Genomic DNA, 18731 nt, shown 5'->3' on the forward strand with positions numbered 1-18731 from the left:
TTATGGTTCTACCCTGCTCTCTCTAATGCGGCGGGCTCTTTGACTTGCGGTATTATGAAGAAAAACGTGGTTCGCCCCTCTGTGTAAGGTGCTACTGATATAGTTCCACTATGCAGATCGATAAGGGTGTGGGCGATCCAAAGACCAAGGCTGCTTGACTTGGTCTACCTAGCTCGATTGGAAAAATCGAACAGATGTCCTCTTGCATCTTTGTCGGAATCATCGGTCCGTAGTTGGTAACCGCTACTCTTATCTCTTCTTGCGTTAATGAGAGCCTAACGGTTACAGCCTTGTTCTTTGGGCTATGTCGGATAGAGATTTCAACTAGGTTAGCGACGACCCGAGATACTGGGGTCTTATCAAGGTACACCGCTGATATCGGGGTATCTGGATCTATGAACGATACTTTTGAGACAGACTTCTCGCCAAGGGTTCTTACTCCTTCGACTACCGTTTCAAAGATGTCACGCCTAGAGAGGCGGAGCTTCAACATTCCCGACTGTACCTTTGTTGCGTCTAAGAGATTGAAGACCATCTGCGTAAGTCTGTCTGGATTGATCTAGTGTTTGAAGGTGTTGAAAGGTCGTTGGGCTTAGTCTGGACTCGGGGCCTGCTAGGACCGACGTTGCTGCTTCGATAAAAGCCAAATAGGGTTCTAAAGTCATGAGACACCGTCTCCAAAAGGATCCTTCTCCACCGATCGACCTTTACAAGTTCTCGAGTCCTCGAGGATTCTTTGTCCAAGATCGCTTTATGCAGAGCGAGAGCGCTCTGGCTGATAAATACAGAAAGTAGTTCTAAGCGAGCTTGAGGCAACTCTGGACCTTTGGTTATCAACATCCCTAGAAGTACCCCAGAGGAGCTAAGGGGCATCCCTGTAGTGATCTTGTTCGAGCTATCTTCGCCGCATCTGCGAAACTGACTTGTATGAATGCTTCCTCTCCTGGGGGGTGAGCGACGCGATAACGTCACTTTGGATCGGCCGTCCGAGAGCGATCATCTCTTTGAGATTATGTGTCATGTCCGAGAGGTAAAGAGAGACCGAATCTAAGGCTGATACCTCAAATAAAGCTTCTGCTGTGGCTGCGGTTACGATCTCGGGGGATCTTTGACCAACGAGATCCTGCTAGAACTCCATGAGTCGCCTTGTATCTCTACTTGCCTGATCTGCACGTCCCCTAGCTTCCTTTAGATCGAGACCACCAGCATCACTGTGGTGTGGATCACCAGGGCAACCCAGTTTTGGCTTTCTCCCACGGAAAGTGTGTAGTAGAGAGGATAAGGACATGGTTGTATTTTAAGAACCCTACTGCAACATCAAAGGCGCCTATGTAAAAACCATCTGTCGAGACTCCGACGACGGGGACCATCAGTATTAGTGCCGTTGTAGAGATGGAGAGGGAAGCCCGAAAAGGAACGATCGCTAAGGCGAGAACGATAAAGGGGCCAAGTGATACTCCAACTGCCACATAAGGTTGTCTGGAAGGGGACGCAGTCCTGATGGCTATGTGCTAGCTATCTTGGCGGCGCTTACTAGGTTGGTCGAGAGGCGATTCCTTTGGCAGGAGATACGATGAACCAGGGAGCTCTCGTTGATCCGGCGGGTAAGTTTCGCATATATCTAGGCGTTGCTGCTGGTGTTGGGAAAACGGTTGCGATGCTAGATGAAGGGCGCTCTGGGTTGAAACGTGGTGCTGATGTCGTTATGGGCTTTGTGGAGACGCATCAGAGGACCAACGTGGCAGCCAGGTTATAGGGGATGGAGATAGTTCTGTCTAAGAAGGTAGCGTACCGAGGGTCGGTATTTGAGGAGATGGATCTTGAGCAATCTTGGCAAGGCAGCTTAGGTGGTACTGATAGACGAGCTTGCGCACTCTAACGTGTCTGGCAGTGGAAGGCACGAAAAAAGGTGGGAGGATGTGCTGGATGTGCTTTCGAGGGGAACTTCGGTAGTTATAACTTGGAACATTCAGCACCTAGGGTCTGTAGCCGACGCTGTCGAGGAGTTTGTGGGTGCAAAGGTTCGGGAGCGTGTTCCAGACCAGGTTGTTAGGAGGGCGGATCAGATCAAACTCGTCGACTCCTCCATATAGCAGCTAAGAAGACGGCTGTTGCATGCAGATGTATATCCACCTGAAAGGATTGAAGGTGCTTTTTCTAACTTCTTTCGATTTGAAACCTATCAGCCCTGCGTGAGTTGGCGTTGCGCTTCTTAGCCGATGAGACAGAAGAGGAGATGCTCACCTATCTCTCAAAGTTTCATAATCCCAAGGCCTTTGAGAACACCGAGAGGATAGTGGACGGGGTGACAAGTGCCCCGGATACCGATCACCTTTTATACAGAGCAGTCCTATGGCCAAGAGAGCCCGTACCCCGCTTATGGCTGTGCACGTTAGCCAGGACGAAGACGGACGTAAGATCGACGAGGTTAGAAAGATCTGTGGTGATCTTGGGGCCACTTTATACGACCTACCAGGGGACTACGTGGCTACTGTGCTTTTTAGTTTTCAAAGGAACATTAGATTACCCAGATAGTGGTAGGGGCGTCACAACGTAGCCGAGTCGCTGAACTGATAAAGGGATCCTTGCTCAGCAAGGTTCTTCGCCTCGCCAGCCATACTAGCGTCGGTGTACGCGTAGTCGCACAATGAAGACAAGAGTCGGGTCTTACTTACATGGATGAGGTAGAGGAGTCTTAGATACACGAACTCTACTTTTGTAGGTGTTTACGGGGATTGCTTTGACGCTGCGGTTCAGACAGATAGGCTTTGCAGAGGTGGAGGTTCATCAACCTCTCAAAGCGTGAGCGGTGAGACCACACAGACTCAAGTAGAAAATTGAGGTTTCCTTTGCTGTGACAGCGGTGCGAACATGTCAACTAAGTCTCACAACCTATTAGTAACCTCTGGTTGTACGGCTATTATTGATCCAAATAAGGTTGGCACTGAGATCGCATCACTAGGTCCATGTTGTGTCTCTCGTGCGTCGGTTGAAATGGAGGCTCTGTGGCAGAGGTCGAGATCGGAATTGGTAAGTCTGGCCGAAGGGCGTATGGGTTCGATGACATCGCCATTGTGCCCTCAAGGCGCACTAGAGATCCTGAGGACGTGGATATAACCTGGGAGATCGACGCATTCAAATTTGACATACCCCTTATGGCCTCTGCGATGGACGGCGTGGTAAGTCCGGCAACGGCGATCGAAATAGGAAGGCTTGGAGGGGTTGGTGTCCTAAACCTCGAGGGACTTTGGACTAGATATGAGGATCCAGAACCCTATCTTAGGGAGATAGCCTCACTCGATCCTGACAAAGCGACCGCTCGTATGCAGCAGATATATTCCGAGGAGATTAAACCTGAGCTGATAACGGAGCGAATCAAAGAGATCAAATCGGCTGGCGTGGTAACGTGCGCCTCAGTTACTCCTCAGCGTACGAAGAGCTTTATGAAGGCTATCCTGGCTGCAGAGCTCGACATGCTAGTTATACAGGGAACTGTAGTCTCGGCGGAGCATGTCTCCAAGACCTCCGAGCCGCTCAATCTCAAGAGTTTTATTAGAGAGCTTGAGATTCCGGTGATAGTAGGAGGTTGCGCCTCCTATCAAGCCGCCTTACACCTCATGCGTACAGGAGCTGTGGGTGTCTTGGTGGGTGTTGGACCTGGAAATGCCTGTACGACAAGAGGTGTACTAGGTATTGGCGTACCTCAAGCGACGGCGATTGCCGATGCTGCTGGTGCAAGGATGCGACATCTAGATGAGACCGGAGTCTACGTGCACGTTATAGCTGATGGCGGACTGAGCAAAGGTGGAGATGTTGCGAAGGCTATCGCATGTGGTGCCGATGCAGTGATGATGGGATCACCCCTGGCTTCTGCTTACGAAGCACCTGGTCACGGATATCACTGGGGTATGGCTACCTTCCATCCGACGCTTCCACGAGGAACGCGAGTAAAGACAGAACAGAGAGGTACATTGAAAGAGATACTACTTGGCCCGGCACACGAAAACGATGGAAGGCTGAATCTCTTTGGAGCGCTTAGAACCTCAATGGCAACGTGTGGATATGAGACTCTGAAGGAGTTCCAAAAGGCTGAGGTTATGGTGGCGCCAGCCCTACAGACCGAAGGCAAAGCTTTGCAGCAAAGCCAAAAAGTTGGGATGGGGCACTAAAGGTTGAAGGAGATCAGAACCTCACCTGTCCTAGTTGTGGACTTTGGTGCACAGTATGCCCAAGTTATAGCGCGTCGAGTGCGAGAGGTTCATGTCTACTCTGAGATCGTTCCTCACGATATCTCAGCTGAGGAGGTAAAGGCCAAAAATCCCGCTGCGATCATCCTCTCTGGTGGTCCCAAGTCTGTCAACGAGGATGGGGCACCATCTCTGGACGAGCGTATCTATGACCTTGGTGTTCCGATCCTCGGGATCTGTTACGGAGCCCAGCTGCTTGCGCGTGACCTAGGCGGGGAGGTTGTTAGAAACGGTGTAGGTGAGTACGGACGAACAGGGATCAGGCGTAGCTTGGCTAGTACGTCAACACTTTTTAGCTCACTACCCACCGAGTTCTCTGTGTGGATGAGCCACTTCGACGCTATCACGCAGGCTCCAGTGGGAGCGACGCCTACGTCGTCTACGGCTGTGTCTAAAGTGGCATCCTTTGAAGACGCCGTCAAAAAAATCGCCGGAGTCCAGTTTCACCCTGAAGTTACTCACTCTGAATTCGGCAAAGAGGTTTTATCCAACTTTCTCTTTGAACTAGCACAGGTTCCCAAAGTCTGGACTAACTACTCGATCATCGAAGAAGCGGTGAAGGAGGTGCGTGCGCAGGTTGGGGAGCGAAAAGTTATCTGTGCCCTCTCGGGAGGTGTTGACTCCTCTGTGGCTGCAGCGCTGGTGCATGAAGCCGTGGGAGACCAGCTGACGTGTGTTTTTGTGGATACGGGGCTAATGCGCCAGGGCGAGGTCGAGGCGGTCGAGAGAACATTTAGAGACCAGTTCTCCATCAAACTCATAACCGTTGACGCATCTGATCGTTTCTTTTCCGTACTAAGGGGGGTGGAGGACCCTGAAGCAAAGCGAAAGGCGATTGGAGAGACCTTCATCCGGGTCTTTGAAGATCTCAAGCCTGAGATAGAGGATGCTTCAGTTCTAGTGCAGGGGACGCTTTATCCTGATGTGATTGAGTCGGGAACAAAAACTGCGGCAAAGATTAAGTCCCACCATAACGTTGGCGGACTTCCCGACGTCATGAGTTTCGATCTCGTGGAGCCACTGCGTTGGCTCTTTAAAGATGAGGTTCGTTCAGTCGGATCTGAGCTGGGTCTCCCTGATGAGATACTTTGGCGGCAACCCTTTCCCGGTCCAGGTCTGGCCGTACGAATTTTGGGAGAGGTCACGCCTGAGAGGGCAGAAACCTTGCGCAAGGCTGATCTGATCGTCGCAGAGGAGATTTACAAGGCGGGTCTAACCAAGACCCTTTGGCAAAGCTTTGCGGTGCTGGTGGCAAAAGTCAAGACGGTGGGGGTAATGGGGGATGAGCGAACCTACGACTCGCCCGTGATCCTAAGAGCTGTAACCTCTGAGGACGCAATGACAGCGGATTGGGCCAGACTCCCTTACGAAGTCTTAGAAAGCATCTCAAGGCGCATAGTCGCTGAGGTACGAGGCGTAAACCGAGTTGCCTACGATATTACTTCAAAGCCACCAGGTACTATAGAGTGGGAGTAAGCTCAAGCTGAAAGGAAGCTTAGGTGCCCAGCCGTATCTTAGAGGGTTTGACCTCCACTCAGTTGGAGGCAGTTACCTGCGGGAAGGGTCCTGTTTTGGTCGTCGCCGGTGCTGGCTCGGGCAAAACCAGGGTATTAACTCGGAGAATGGCTTACCTGATTGAGACTGGAGTCTCACCTTACTCCATGTTGGCGATAACCTTTACTAACAAGGCCGCCCGGGAGATGAAGGAGAGAGTCGCCGAGCTGGTGGGAGAGGTTGGTCGTTCCATGTGGGTATCAACCTTCCACTCTGCTGCATTGCGGATACTGAGAGTCCATCCCGAGCCGGTTGGTTATCGTACTTCATTTGTAATCTATGACCAGAGTGACTCGAGACGTCTGCTTGAGTATGTGATCAAGGACATGGGGCTAGATGCAAAAAGATTTCCTCCAAGGGGTGTGCAGTCCGCTATATCTCAGGCAAAGTCTGTCTCGGTTACCCCACAGATCTATCAAGATAGAGCATCGGGGTTATATGAAAAAAAGATAGGGGAGATCTTTGCGTCATACCAAGATCGGCTCGTCTCTGCTAACGCCATGGACTTTGACGATATCTTGCTCCTAACCCTTCGGTTGCTAACAGACAACCCCGAGATAGCTGACTACTACCAAAGGAAGTTTGAGCACATCTTGGTCGATGAGTTCCAAGATACCAACGATGTCCAAAGTGACCTCATCAGAGTGCTAGCGAAGCCCGATGACAATGTGTTCGCCGTAGGTGACTCAGATCAGTCGATATACGCATTTAGGGGAGCCAAGGTCAACAATATCTTGGAGTTTGAGGACACATATTTAGGTGCCAAAGTTGTTGTCTTGGAGGAGAACTTTAGATCTACGCAAGCGATCTTAGACGTGGCAAACGCATCGATCAGTAACAACAGATCCCGGTACTCCAAAAGACTCTACTCGGCGCAGATGCAAGGCGAGAAGGTAAAGGTAGTGAAACTACCCACCGATCTCGATGAAGCAAATTTTGTGGCCTCTCAGGTTTTATCTCTAACCTCTGGGGGTCAAAACAGATTTAGTGACTTTGCCGTGTTCTACCGAGCAAACTCTCAGAGCCGTATCGTTGAAGAGGCTCTAATGCAAAGAGGCATTCCTTTCCAGGTGGTTGGGGGTGTGCCGTTCTATGAGCGCAAAGAGATCAAAGATCTTATCTGTTACCTACGACTTCTACTGAATCGTCAAGACGAGGTGTCGCTGAAAAGAGTGATCAACACTCCCAAGCGTGCGATAGGCGATGCAACCATATCAAAGGCTGAGGCGCTTGCGAAATCCTCGGGGACGAGTCTTTATGACGCTCTTCGTTGGCCGGAGAAGGCCGGTATCGCGCACAAGACGTCAAAGCAGATTGAATCCTTTATCAGTCTGATTGAAGAGTCTTCTGCCTTGGCCGATAGGTCTAAGCCACTTGTAGTTTTAGACCACGTACTTGAAGAGTCGGGCTATTTGGAGATGCTCAAGTCCGACAGGTCGCACGAAGGGTTGGGAAGAGTTGAAAACGTCGAAGAGCTCAGGCGTGTGGTTGATGAGTTCGAGACCTTGTCTGATTTTCTAGAGACTACTGCGCTTCACTCGGCAACAGACGATCTGGACGATGTTGCAAAGGTCACTATCATGACTCTTCACGCAGCCAAAGGCCTGGAGTTCGATACAGTCTTTCTTGTCGGATTGGAGGACGGGATATTTCCACACGTGAGATCCTTGACGGACCCTCAAAGTGTTGAGGAAGAGAGACGTCTCTTCTACGTTGGGGTTACTAGAGCGATGAGAAAGTTGTACTTGATGTATGCACGTACCCGAAGGTCCTTTGGTGATACCTCTTACAACCCTCCCTCTAGATTCCTAGAGGAGATACCCCTTGAGCTTGTGGAGACCTTGGAGCCACTCGGCTTTGGAGCTAATCTGTCTGAGTTCTCCTCGTACAAAGACACGACCGTGAGTGATTCCTTAAGGGGTACGAGAGTTCGATCAAGAGGGTTTGAGGAAAGTATCTCATCGGCTCGACCAGGAGAGATCGTCTTTCATCAACGATGGGGTGAGGGTCTGGTTCTGGAGCGGATTGGATCGGGTGATAAGGCGGAACTCGTCGTGAACTTTACCGAGGTAGGGGAGAAACGTCTGTTGGCTTTGTACGCCAACCTGAAGATCATAGGCAAGGCCACCTAGTTATTTTATGTTCGCAAGAGGTCCAAGGACCGCTCCTGGTTGCGTAACTCCAAATAGGTGACTAGTATTTGCGCTTGTGGAACGTCCTTATCGTGTAGTTGTGGCCAAGCCTGGACTCGACGGCCATGACCGTGGTGCAAAGGTGGTAGCCAGATCGCTCAGGGACGCAGGTTTCGAGGTGATCTATACGGGTCTGCATCAGATGCCGGAGCAGATCGTTCAGGCTGTTATTCAAGAAGATGCTGACGCTCTTGGGCTCTCTCTGCTTTCGGGTGCACACCTAACGCTCGTGCCCAAAATTACAGAGTCACTGAGAGAAGAGGGGCTTGGTGATGTCCTAGTCGTGGTTGGTGGCATAATCCCCGAAAAGGATATCCCCGCACTGAAGGAAGCGGGTGTAAGTGAGGTGTTTACACCGGGATCCCCTCTGCCCAACATCGCTGCTTGGCTCGAGCAGGAGCTGGATCAAAGAGAGATCAGATCGAGATCTAAGTAAATTAGTCCCCGGTGCATCCAGTTTCGTCTGAGTGCTAGCCGGGGTAGGTTGAGAAAGAAGGAGAAAGTTGGATCTATTTGAGTATCAGGGAAAGAAGTTTTTCTCCGCATACGGCATCCCCACCTCTGAAGGCGATGTAACAGAGAACGTGGAGGAGGCGGTCTCGATCGCCCGGCGTGTTGGATTCCCGGCGGTAGTGAAGGCTCAAGTACAAGTTGGTGGACGTGGAAAGGCCGGCGGAATACGCCTTGTGGGTACCGAAGATGAGGCCCGAGAAGCTGCGTCTGCTATCTTGGGGATGGATATTAAGGGTCATCTGGTCAGACGAGTCTGGATCGAACACGCCTCCGACATAGCTAAAGAATACTACGTCTCAGTTACCTTGGACCGTGGTGCAAAGGATCACCTTATCATGGTCTCCTCACAAGGTGGAGTCGAGATAGAAGAGGTAGCGGCATCCAACCCCGACGCCATCAAACGTCTTCATGTAAATCCAATCGACGGCCTGAAAGAGGCTGAAGCGAAAAAGATAGTGGTCGAGGCCGCTATCGATGAGGCGGCCCAGGCCGGGGTGGTTGACGTTCTACTCAAGCTCTATCGCGCCTACGTTGAAGGCGACGCAGACTTGGTCGAGATTAATCCTCTGATTCTTACAACATCAGGCAAGGTGCACGCTCTAGATGCCAAGGTGACCTTAGACGATAACGCAGCCTTTAGACATCCGGAATGGGATGAGTTTAGAGCAACACAAGAACTCGACGGTAGAGAAAAACTGGCAAAGGAGAAGCACCTGAACTACATCGGATTAGAAGGCTCTGTCGGTATCATAGCCAACGGCGCTGGGCTAGCTATGTCCACTTTGGATGTGGTCAATCAGGTAGGAGGCAAGGCCGCTAACTTTCTTGACCTGGGAGGTGGTGCTGGGGCGGACGTTATGGCTGCGGCTTTGGAGGTCATCAACACCGATGAGAACGTGCGGTCGGTGCTGATCAATGTCTTCGGTGGTATCACGAGATGTGATCAGGTGGCAAAAGGTATCGTAGATGCGCTAAGTAGGGTCGATATTAAGTCACCTCTGGTGGTTCGCTTAGACGGAACCAACGCTCAGGAAGGGAGAAAGATCCTGGAAGACTTTAAATCTGAGAAGGTCGTGGTGGAGGCAACCATGATCGGAGCAGCCAGGAGAGCTGTTGAACTGGCAGGGAAGGAATAGAAGTGGCGATCTTTGTCGATGAAAATACCAAGGTTATAGTTCAAGGGCTTACGGGGTCTCAGGGTAAATTCCACGGCCTGCGAAACCGCGACTACGGCACCAAGGTGGTGGCAGGCGTTACCCCAGGCAAGGGTGGCTTTGATGTAGAGGGAATTCCAGTTTTTGACACCGTCGAAGAAGCCGTTGTGGCGACGGGTGCGACCGCTTCGTTTGTAGCAGTTCCCCCACGATTTGCCTCGGCAGCGGTTTTAGAAGCAGCTGCAGCGGGCATAACCTTTATAGTCTGCATCACTGAGTTTATTCCTGCGCGAGATGAGGCTATGTTCTACAACATCATAAAGAGGGATTTCGGCGGTACCCGAGTTCTCGGTCCTAACTGCCCTGGAATAATCTCGCCAGGCAGATGTAATATAGGAATCACCTCTGGGGACATAGCTATGCCAGGTGGTCCAGTTGGCATCGTATCGAGATCTGGAACCTTGACCTACCAAGCCCTCTATGAACTCTCACAAAAAGGTGTTGGGCAGACCACCTGTGTTGGAATTGGAGGGGATCCGGTTCCAGGAACCAATTTTATAGACTGCCTCGCTGCATTTGAGGCTGATCCTGAAACTAAGGCGATACTGATGATCGGTGAGATCGGCGGCTCCGAGGAGGAGAAGGCAGCCGAATTTATCAGGGACAACATGACAAAACCTGTCGTCTCGTACATAGCCGGTGTAACCGCCCCTCCGGGTAGGAAGATGGGTCATGCTGGTGCAATTATCTCTGGTTCCCAAGGTAGTGCGAAGGCCAAGATGGAGGCCCTAAGAGACGCCGGTGTAACCGTCGCTCAGAATCCCACCGAGGCGGGGGAGCTTATGGTGGACCTCATCCACTCTATGTGACCGCAAGGTGCTCTGCAAAGATCACTTGAGCGGAGGTTTCTACTGCTGGATGACCTCAAGAGTCGCTTTGTCTATTTAGTTCGGGTCCCATCCCCTTTACTTATGCGATCTCCAACCTTGCTTGAAGGAGTAAGGATTGGACTGAATCGACTTTTTGGAGTCTGAGAGTCTTGGGTGTATTGATTTATTGGCAGAAAGACCGAAGCGTAGCTAGCCCTAGCCTTCAGTGTTGGCATGAAAGGCTATTTTGGATCCTAACTTCTTGGAGAACCTTAGAAGTTCTCGCTTTCAGACCCATAGGAGCAGATCTGTCGCAGGTGTGATGTGCTTTGCTATCTAGGGTTATGGTGTTGAGGTGTAACTTGCAGAGGATAAGTGACACCTTGTATCCCCCAAGATCTAGTCTGTCCTCTGACGCCTCTTTGATGTAAATGCGGCTGGGGGCACAGCTATCTTGTTCATGGATCCATTTATTCTCGTCAGGTCTGCGTATCGTTGAGATGAATTGCATAGTGTGTATCGACTTTCAGATGTGAGCCGCCACCTAACTATTCCACGGGATGAGGAAGTGGCCATTGGCTTAGAAGCATGGGTGTTTTAGGTCTTCTCCGACGGCCCCTTAGAGGAAGAAATGAAATTGGACAGTGTCTCGCAAACAGACCGCCAAAGCCATAAGGTTAGGTTGGGACGGTTGTTATGGCTGTGTGAGAGAGATCTAAATCTTTACCCAGGTAAAACACTGGATAGGAGTTGTAAAAAGTTTGCCAAGACATAGGCGGTTGCTCCCCATACCAGTTCTCCTTCCAGCTCAAAGAAGTGCATGGTCCTTGCGTTGTGCTTCGAGAAGTACCAGAGTTCGCAGTGATAACGGTTGCTATCCGTTAGCTGCCTTATTGAGGGGATCAATATCCTTTCCACCTCAGATGGAGAGGGTCGTAGCCCCCTCAAATCGTCTAATACCCCTACTACTGCGGCAAAAACCGTACCTCTTACCGTAACGCTAGGCTGCATCTCACCTAGTGTTATCTGTGGTATTACTCCGATCTCTTCTTTGCATTCTCGTTTGGCAGCCTCGGATACCGTTTCTTCTCGTTCGACTTTTCCACCAGGGAAAGATATTTCGTTTCTGTGGCGACTGAGGTTGGCGCTTCGCTTGGTTAGCAGAGTTCGAAGATCTCCCACTTCAGTAACTGCCTCGTCCCTTATTATCGGCACCATAACCGCTGCGTTTGGCACCTGCTTTGAGCAACTTTGTACCCTCTCTTGATCGTTGTGGAGTCGCTTTATGATGTCATTAGTCAGGGCGTCAAAGTCCAAAGTTTTATGGAGAGATCTCTTCAAGGTTTCAAGTGTGCTAAGTAGCGTCGGCTCAGCGATCTCTGACTTTCTGTAAGGTTGCGGTAATCTCTGAGGAAACAGACCTTCGCTGCTATCAGACCAGTACCGTTTATCTTGCGCCACGATCAAGGTCCTCTGTTCTTTACCTATAGGTTCTAAGTCACGAAACTTGCTTGCTTTGGTTCCTATTCAAGTATCCTGTTGTTGTGAATTTAGCGGTCCTTGCTTCTGGCTCGGGAACAGTTCTGGAATCCATTCTAAAGTACTGTCAGAACGTCGAGGCTGTCGTAATCGACAGACCTTGTAGGGCGGCAGATGTGGCGCAAGAGGCCGGGGTAAAGGTGGTTCGTCACATACGAGAGGACTTTGGTAGTGATTTTGACCGCAAAGGATACACCGATGGACTGGTCGAGACGCTAAGGGATCTGGGGGTCGACATAGTGGCGATGGCTGGTTTTGGAACGATTCTCTCTGGATCTCTCTACGTTGACTACGAGGCAAAAGTGCTAAACACCCACCCATCGCTGCTCCCCTCGTTTCCCGGGTGGCATGCGGTTCGAGCAGCCTTAGAGTACGGCGTGAAGGTAACAGGGTGCACGGTTCATGTGGCCACAGAGGTGGTGGACGAAGGTCCGATACTTGCGCAGTTCGCAGTGCCAGTACTTCAAGGAGACGATGAAGCAAAGCTTCATGAAAGAATTAAGTCGGTTGAAAGGTCCGTCTATCCTCGAGTCATCGAGTCCTACACCTCTTTCCTAAAGAGATTTAGGAATGCGGAGGTGAAAGCTGAGGACTTCTGGTTCGACGCGGATCTGTTGGAGAAAGAGGAGCGGATTTGAGGGCTTTGATTTCGGTGTATGACAAGACCGGATTACTGGACTTTGCGCAAGCTTTACAGACACTTGGTGTCGAGATCGTTGCTAGCGGTGGAACCGCTAGCGAGTTAGAGAAAAACGGTGTTCAACATCAAAAAGTTGAGGATCTGACCGGATTTGCAGAACTATTGGACGGTAGAGTAAAGACACTTCATCCTAAGGTCCACGGTGCCATCTTAGCTGATCGTTCCAAAGAGTCGCATTTGAAAGACCTTTCCTTCCTAGGTGTTGACCCTATAGATATAGTTGTATGTAATCTCTATCCCTTCTCTTCCAATCCATCTGTAGAGCTTATTGACATAGGCGGTCCGGCGATGTTGCGGGCTGCAGCGAAAAACTTTGCCTATGTCGCAGCGGTAGTCGATCCTTCGGACTACCCAGCGGTTCTGGAGGAGCTAGGTAGAGATCGTGCTGTTTCCTTTAGAACCCGGAAATATCTAGCGCATAAGGTTTTTGACCACACGTCCCGATACGACTACCTCGTGGCTTCATGGTTGCAGGAAAACGCAGACGATAGACCACTGGCGTCTGACTTCAACTTCTCCTTCCAAAAGGAGCTAAAGTACGGGGAAAATCCCCACCAGCGAGGGTACCTCTATCAGGATGAAGGAGACTCCGTCTGGAAAGACCCTAAGTGGATTTTAGGTCCAGAGCCGTCCTACCTCAACATCTTTGACTCGGATGCTGCGTGGACACTTGTAAATTCAGTCGACGGAGACAACGCCGTAGTGATTGTGAAACACGCCAATCCATGCGGTGTGGCCGTAGCAAACTCTCTGGTTGAGGCGTATGAGAAGGCGTTCGACTGCGATCCGATCTCTGCCTTTGGCGGCGTGGTGGCGTTCAAGGGCGAGGTAGATGCAGATCTGGCTGAAGCCATTTTATCTAGGCCTAAGGCCGATGTGCTGATAGCTCCGAGTTATAGCGAAGCGGCCTTGGAGGTTTTATCTTCTAAGCGTAAAAATACGAGGGTAGTCGCTCTGGATCGCCCAAGGAAGAGACGTTGGTCCTTTAGAAGTGTCGGAGGGTCTTTGCTTGTTCAGGAGATCGACTCGGTGGAGTCGGTTGAGCGTCTGATAAGTGTAACCAGCCGTCAACTCCTTGACAACGAGATAGAAAATCTCGACCTCGCTTGGAAGGTATGTGCAGCAACCTCCTCAAACGCAATCGTTGTAGTGAACGATAAAGCGGCTGTAGGGATTGGATGTGGACAACAAAACAGGGTGGATTCTGCCCGATTAGCGGTGGCTAGAGCTGGCGAGGCAGCCAAGGGAGCTGTAGCAGCTTCTGACGCCTTTTTCCCATTTCCCGATGGACTAGAGACCTTGGCTTCGGCTGGCGTTAGTGTTGTGATAGCCCCATCGGGGTCAATTAGAGATCAGGATATTGCTGCAAGGGCAGAAGAGCTTGGAATATCGTTTATCTTTGCAGCCAACCGTCACTTTAGGCACTAACTATAACCTTTCTAGTGTGTATCTTAGAGAGATATAGCCACTACTTATAAGGAAGGTCGATTTGCCAGCGAAGCTTCTAGACGGTCAATCCTTAGCCAATGAGATGAAAGTCAAGGCCAGGGAGAAGGTTGAGCTCCTAAAGGGTCGGGGTATCCCAGTTGGGCTTGGAACCATACTTGTTGGAGACGATGGTCCGAGTGCCAACTACGTGGCAATGAAACATAAGGACTGCAGCGAGGTTGGTGTAACATCCTTCCATCGACATCTGTCTAAGGGTGCGAGTCTCAGTGAGATCCTGGAAGCGGTAGAGGAGTTTAATGATTCGCCTGATGTAAGTGCCTTCATAGTTCAGTTACCGTTACCTGATCCGGATATTGAGGAGGAGGTTTTAGATAAGGTACTTCCAGCTAAAGATGCCGACGGTCTTCACCCTGTCAATCTGGGCAAGCTTGTTATGTCGAAGCCTGGAATTTTGCCGTGTACGCCAGCGGGAATATTGAAACTTCTCCAGAGATACGATATCGCTGTCGAAGGTCGAAGAGTGGTTATCGTGGGCAGGGGCCTTACCGTTGGTAGACCTCTTGCGTTGCTCCTCTCCTCCTCTCTGCCCGGATGTAACGCTGCAGTGACGGTTGTGCACTCCAGAGTCAAAGACATTGGGGAGATCCTGTGCGAAGCTGATGTTATAGTGTCGGCGGCCGGTGTACCAGGAATTATAAGAAGTGAGTTTGTAAAGATCGGAGCCGTTGTTGTTGGTGCTGGAACGTCGTTTGATGGTAGGAGGCTCCTCTCGGACCTCGAGGACGGTGTTGCGGAGGTGGCGTCCTTTGTCACTCCCCGAATCGGCGGCGTAGGACCGATGACCAGAGCGATGTTGGTGGAAAATACCGTTTTGGCGGCAGAGCGTAAGGCGGTGTGATGTGGCCTCAGCTCTAGTTCAAAGAGTAAAAGACTCCAAGCCGACCTTCTCTGTGGAGCTTTGGCCGCCGCGAAGCGAAACGGCGTAAAAAAGACTCGAGGTTGCCCTCGACGAACTTCGCAAGATAAGTCCAGACTTTGTCTCTATAACCTATGGAGCGGGCGGATCTACGAGAGACCGAACTCACTCCTTGGTCGTAGAGATAGCGGAGCAGGGATGGACGATTCCTATGGCTCATCTGACCTGTGCTGCGCACTCCGAAGGCGAGCTTAAGACGATCCTTTTGAAGTATAAGGCGGCAAACGTTAATGACGTTCTGGCTCTCAGAGGCGACCCGCCGCTTGAGGGAGATGGGTTCTTACCAAAGGGAGAGCTTGACTACGCTTACCAGCTCGTGGAGCTTGCAAAGGAGTTGGCGGACTTTGGTGTGGCGGTCGCTGTTCACCCCGAGGGTCATCCGGCGTCAAAAGATCTAAAAACTGACCGGATCCATCTCAAGCGAAAGTTAGAGCTCGCTGACTTTGGGGTGACTCAGTTCTACTTTACCCATGAAGCGTACGAACGAGTGCGAGACCAGATGTCTACTCTCGGTGTCGACCGACCAATAGTTCCAGGGATCATGGCACCAACCTCGTGGTCGACACTGCAGAGAATGGCACAGCTTTCAGGGACGACGATACCATCGTACGTTGTAGATCTTTTCGATAGCGTTGGAGGTGATCCAAAGGAGATAAGGAAAGTCGGGGTCGATATCGCGATCCAGCTCTGCATCTCTGCTATAGAGGCAGGTGCTCCCGGAGTGCACATATACTCCATGAACTCAGCGGAGGCAACTAGGGAGATCTACGACGCAGTGAAGCCTTATCTCCAACGAGACTAAGAGCCTATCTTGGGCGCTTAGTTGGATACAGCCTTTGGGTGGTTGAGCTGGACGAACCAAGGTTTTCGCAAAGGAACTGCGCAACGGGGTGGCATACCTCAGCTTAAGGGTTTCGATTAGACGAGAAGGTATGTGGTGGCTAGGATGATGTCTATGCCAGAGAAAATTTCGACTAACCCTGACGGGTCGCTATTTGTGCCCGAAAACCCTATCATTCCCTTCATTGAAGGAGACGGCACCGGGGTTGACATATGGCCGGCTTCAAGGCTGGTCTTTGATGCGGCTTGTGCGAAGTACGGGCACAAGGTGCAGTGGAAAGAAGTGCTAGCAGGAGAGAAGGCCTTCAATGAGACAGGTGAGTGGCTACCAAACGAGACGGTCGAGGCTTTCCGAGAGTACCTGATCGGCATCAAAGGACCTCTAACTACTCCTGTAGGTGGTGGAATAAGGTCGCTTAACGTAGCGCTGCGGCAGATTCTAGATCTATATGTATGCCTGAGACCCGTTCGGTACTTCAAGGGAGTTCCTTCTCCTGTCAAACACCCCGAGAAGGTGGACATGGTGATCTTTCGGGAGAACACTGAAGACGTCTATGCGGGGATGGAAGTAGAGGCCTTTACCAAGGAGGCTGCCAAACTCCGGGAGTTTTTACTTGAGAGTTTCGGCTGGCAGATTCGAGATGACGCCGGGATAGGTGTAAAGCCGATATCAGAGACTGGGTCAAAACGCCTCATTCGTGCGGCCTTGAACTATGCGATCTCAAGAGGTCGGCGCTCCGTCACCCTTGTGCATAAGGGAAACATTCAAAAGTTCACGGAAGGAGCGTTTAGGGGATGGGGATACGACTTGGTAAAAGAGGAGTTCAATGACAAGGCTGTATCTTGGGATGACTGTGGGGGTAAGCCGGGGGATAAAGTCCTTGTCAAAGATGCGATTGCAGACATAACGTTGCAGCAGGTTCTCACACGTGCAGAGGAGTTTGACGTTATCGCTACGATGAACCTAAACGGTGACTATCTCTCAGATGCCCTTGCAGCTCAGGTCGGAGGGATTGGCATCGCTCCGGGAGGAAACATTAACTACGTAACCGGTCACGGAGTATTCGAAGCCACGCACGGAACGGCACCCAAGTACGCTGGCCTAGACAAGGTGAACCCAGGTTCCGTTATTCTCTCGGGAGTAATGATGTTTGAGCATCTCGGCTGGTTCGATGTTGCCAACGATATCGTTGCGGCACTAGAAAAAACTATTGCGGACAAGATCGTAACCTACGACTTTGCCCGCCTGATGGACGGTGCTACAGAAGTGAAGTGTTCCGAGTTCGCCTCGGCGATAGTCGATCGGCTCTAGGTCGCTAGAAGGGAGTTGGAGATAGTGGGCGATATGAAAAAGGTGAAGGTGGCGGTTACAGGTGCCGCAGGTCAGATAGCATATTCGTTACTGTTTCGTATTGCGTCTGGTGAGCTTTTCGGCTTAGACACTAAGGTGACTCTTAATCTCATAGAGATCGAGCCAGCTATGAAGGCGCTTGAGGGGGTGGCGATGGAGCTCGATGACTGTGCGTTCCCCCTACTTGAGTCGATGGAACTCAGCTCTGACCTAAAGACAGGCTTCGATGGGATAAATTGGGCGCTTCTTATCGGGTCTGTACCGAGAAAGGCTGGGATGGAGCGTAGGGATCTTCTGTCTGTGAACGGGGGGATCTTCAAGCCACAAGGAGAAGCTATTGCGAGGTATGCAGCTTCTGACGTGAGGGTCTTTGTTGTGGGTAATCCGTGCAATACAAATGCCCTTATTGCTCGTAAAAACGCTGACGGTGTCCCTGAGGACCGCTTTTTTGCGATGACCCGTTTGGATCAAAATCGAGCGATGACTCAGCTTGCCAAGAAGTCAGGGGTCGCTGTGGACAACGTCTCTAACATGGCTATCTGGGGAAACCACTCCTCAACGCAGTTCCCAGACTTTGAAAACGCTCGCATCGGTGGAGAGCCAGCCGAAAAGGTAATAGGAGACAGAGCTTGGCTTGAAGGTGAGTTTATATCAACCGTGCAAAAAAGAGGAGCTGCGATAATAGACGCTAGGGGCTCTTCTTCTGCAGCCTCGGCGGCTAACGCGATCGTTGACTCGGTGCGTTCCATATTTACACCCACAAAAGATGGTGATTGGGTCTCCCTTGCGGTGTGCTCGAAGGGCGAGTATGGAGTACCCGAAGGACTGCAGTTTGGATTCCCTGTTGTTTCAGACGGTAACTCGGTGAGGGTGGTCGAAGGGCTGTCTCACGATGACTTTGCGAGGCAGGCCATCGCAAAGACGACGGAGGAACTTACGGGGGAGCGATCTGAGGTTGTAGAACTGATTAGCTAGGGTCAAGCTAGCGCATTAAGTTCTAGAAGCCACCAAGACACACCTAGTGGGTCAATTCGAACTAGTGTCCACGCGGGATGATATGAAGTTAGCGAATCAGATTCCATCGACAGATTCGACTGTAAAGACATATCTTGCCTTACGCGAGAGTTGGAATTTCACCTGTCATGGTTGGATGCAAGGTCTTTTTGAAGTGAAGAGTTATCCGTGTTAACCGGTCCGCATTGGTCTGACTGTTTTATTAGCTTGATTAACAGTTATTTGCGTCGATGGATGGGTGTTCGTTAGCGAGACGTCTGAGCTGTCTAAGTAGAGTCAGAGGTTGAGACTTGTTTGTTCGTGCTAATACCGACTCCGCAGACAACGAAACTT

The 18731-nt window shown here is 50.9% G+C and carries 17 protein-coding genes and 1 pseudogene; 15 read left to right on the forward strand and 3 right to left on the reverse strand.

From position 1 onward, the window contains the following. Nucleotides 1-91 precede the first annotated feature (91 nt). Together BUA24_RS02010 and BUA24_RS02020 are read right to left on the reverse strand one after the other, a co-directional pair. Complete coding sequence (locus BUA24_RS02010; RefSeq protein ID WP_143146332.1) at nucleotides 92-535, reverse strand: sensor histidine kinase; 444 nt, start codon at nucleotides 533-535, stop codon at nucleotides 92-94. Between the two features lie 688 nt (nucleotides 536-1223). Next, nucleotides 1224-1469 carry a hypothetical protein gene (locus tag BUA24_RS02020; RefSeq protein WP_072788230.1) on the reverse strand — a complete coding sequence of 82 codons (246 nt, stop codon included), beginning with the start codon at nucleotides 1467-1469 and terminating at the stop codon, nucleotides 1224-1226. Nucleotides 1470-1573: 104 nt separating this feature from the next. On the opposite strand from BUA24_RS02020, the gene BUA24_RS13070 reads away from it, so the two are divergent. The 9 genes from BUA24_RS13070 (at nucleotide 1574) to sucD (ending at nucleotide 10529) form a co-directional block, all read left to right on the forward strand. Further along, the gene (locus tag BUA24_RS13070; protein WP_143146333.1) at nucleotides 1574-1756 is read left to right on the forward strand and encodes a hypothetical protein; all 183 of its coding nucleotides are present in this window, start codon (nucleotides 1574-1576) and stop codon (nucleotides 1754-1756) included. Nucleotides 1757-1847: 91 nt separating this feature from the next. Next, a complete protein-coding gene (locus tag BUA24_RS13075) occupies nucleotides 1848-2093 on the forward strand; it encodes a hypothetical protein (protein WP_072788234.1) in 246 nt (81 codons plus the stop codon). A gap of 259 nt (nucleotides 2094-2352) precedes the next feature. Then, nucleotides 2353-2535: a hypothetical protein gene (locus tag BUA24_RS02035; protein WP_072788236.1), complete on the forward strand. Its 183-nt coding sequence runs from the start codon at nucleotides 2353-2355 to the stop codon at nucleotides 2533-2535. A gap of 470 nt (nucleotides 2536-3005) precedes the next feature. Then, nucleotides 3006-4169: a GuaB3 family IMP dehydrogenase-related protein gene (locus BUA24_RS02040; protein ID WP_072788238.1), complete on the forward strand. Its 1164-nt coding sequence runs from the start codon at nucleotides 3006-3008 to the stop codon at nucleotides 4167-4169. A 3-nt stretch (nucleotides 4170-4172) separates the two neighbouring features. Further along, complete coding sequence (gene guaA / locus BUA24_RS02045; protein ID WP_072788239.1) at nucleotides 4173-5723, forward strand: glutamine-hydrolyzing GMP synthase; 1551 nt, start codon at nucleotides 4173-4175, stop codon at nucleotides 5721-5723. Between the two features lie 23 nt (nucleotides 5724-5746). Continuing rightward, complete coding sequence (locus BUA24_RS02050; protein ID WP_072788241.1) at nucleotides 5747-7933, forward strand: ATP-dependent helicase; 2187 nt, start codon at nucleotides 5747-5749, stop codon at nucleotides 7931-7933. Between the two features lie 76 nt (nucleotides 7934-8009). After that, nucleotides 8010-8429, forward strand: a complete 420-nt coding sequence (locus tag BUA24_RS02055) for a cobalamin B12-binding domain-containing protein (RefSeq protein WP_072788243.1) — start codon at nucleotides 8010-8012, stop codon at nucleotides 8427-8429. Between the two features lie 67 nt (nucleotides 8430-8496). Beyond that, nucleotides 8497-9642 (forward strand): ADP-forming succinate--CoA ligase subunit beta, encoded by a 1146-nt coding sequence (gene sucC / locus BUA24_RS02060; RefSeq protein WP_072788245.1) that lies wholly within the window; start codon nucleotides 8497-8499, stop codon nucleotides 9640-9642. Between the two features lie 2 nt (nucleotides 9643-9644). Next, nucleotides 9645-10529, forward strand: a complete 885-nt coding sequence (gene sucD, locus BUA24_RS02065) for a succinate--CoA ligase subunit alpha (protein WP_072788247.1) — start codon at nucleotides 9645-9647, stop codon at nucleotides 10527-10529. Between the two features lie 723 nt (nucleotides 10530-11252). Here sucD and BUA24_RS02075 read toward each other — a convergent pair. After that, nucleotides 11253-11990 (reverse strand): NUDIX hydrolase, encoded by a 738-nt coding sequence (locus BUA24_RS02075; protein WP_143146334.1) that lies wholly within the window; start codon nucleotides 11988-11990, stop codon nucleotides 11253-11255. 83 nt (nucleotides 11991-12073) lie between these two features. On the opposite strand from BUA24_RS02075, the gene purN reads away from it, so the two are divergent. From purN to BUA24_RS02105, 6 genes and pseudogenes are all read left to right on the forward strand, one after another. Next, on the forward strand, nucleotides 12074-12706 hold the full coding sequence (purN, locus tag BUA24_RS02080; protein WP_084660101.1) for a phosphoribosylglycinamide formyltransferase: 633 nt from the start codon (nucleotides 12074-12076) through the stop codon (nucleotides 12704-12706). Next, on the forward strand, nucleotides 12703-14196 hold the full coding sequence (purH, locus tag BUA24_RS02085; RefSeq protein ID WP_072788254.1) for a bifunctional phosphoribosylaminoimidazolecarboxamide formyltransferase/IMP cyclohydrolase: 1494 nt from the start codon (nucleotides 12703-12705) through the stop codon (nucleotides 14194-14196). Before purN ends, purH begins: the two co-directional genes overlap by 4 nt. Before the next feature lie 61 nt (nucleotides 14197-14257). Then, nucleotides 14258-15115, forward strand: coding sequence for a bifunctional 5,10-methylenetetrahydrofolate dehydrogenase/5,10-methenyltetrahydrofolate cyclohydrolase (locus BUA24_RS02090; protein ID WP_072788255.1), 858 nt, complete (start codon nucleotides 14258-14260; stop codon nucleotides 15113-15115). A 106-nt stretch (nucleotides 15116-15221) separates the two neighbouring features. Then, nucleotides 15222-15995 (forward strand): annotated as a pseudogene (locus tag BUA24_RS02095) (methylenetetrahydrofolate reductase); the annotation flags it as partial. 147 nt (nucleotides 15996-16142) lie between these two features. Next, nucleotides 16143-17345, forward strand: a complete 1203-nt coding sequence (gene icd / locus BUA24_RS02100) for an NADP-dependent isocitrate dehydrogenase (RefSeq protein WP_072788325.1) — start codon at nucleotides 16143-16145, stop codon at nucleotides 17343-17345. A gap of 33 nt (nucleotides 17346-17378) precedes the next feature. After that, complete coding sequence (locus BUA24_RS02105) at nucleotides 17379-18359, forward strand: malate dehydrogenase (protein ID WP_072788257.1); 981 nt, start codon at nucleotides 17379-17381, stop codon at nucleotides 18357-18359. The last annotated feature ends 372 nt before the right edge of the window (nucleotides 18360-18731 follow it).

The sequence above is a fragment of the Ferrithrix thermotolerans DSM 19514 genome (assembly GCF_900128965.1).
Taxonomy (GTDB): domain Bacteria; phylum Actinomycetota; class Acidimicrobiia; order Acidimicrobiales; family Acidimicrobiaceae; genus Ferrithrix; species Ferrithrix thermotolerans.

Coding starts and splice junctions, on each gene's coding strand:
- BUA24_RS02010 (WP_143146332.1), bottom strand. CDS start 535: ATGGTCTTCAATCTCTTAGACGCAACAAAGGTACAGTCGGGAATGTTG.
- icd (WP_072788325.1), top strand. CDS start 16,143: ATGTCTATGCCAGAGAAAATTTCGACTAACCCTGACGGGTCGCTATTT.
- BUA24_RS13070 (WP_143146333.1), top strand. CDS start 1,574: ATGAACCAGGGAGCTCTCGTTGATCCGGCGGGTAAGTTTCGCATATAT.
- BUA24_RS02105 (WP_072788257.1), top strand. CDS start 17,379: ATGAAAAAGGTGAAGGTGGCGGTTACAGGTGCCGCAGGTCAGATAGCA.
- BUA24_RS02035 (WP_072788236.1), top strand. CDS start 2,353: ATGGCCAAGAGAGCCCGTACCCCGCTTATGGCTGTGCACGTTAGCCAG.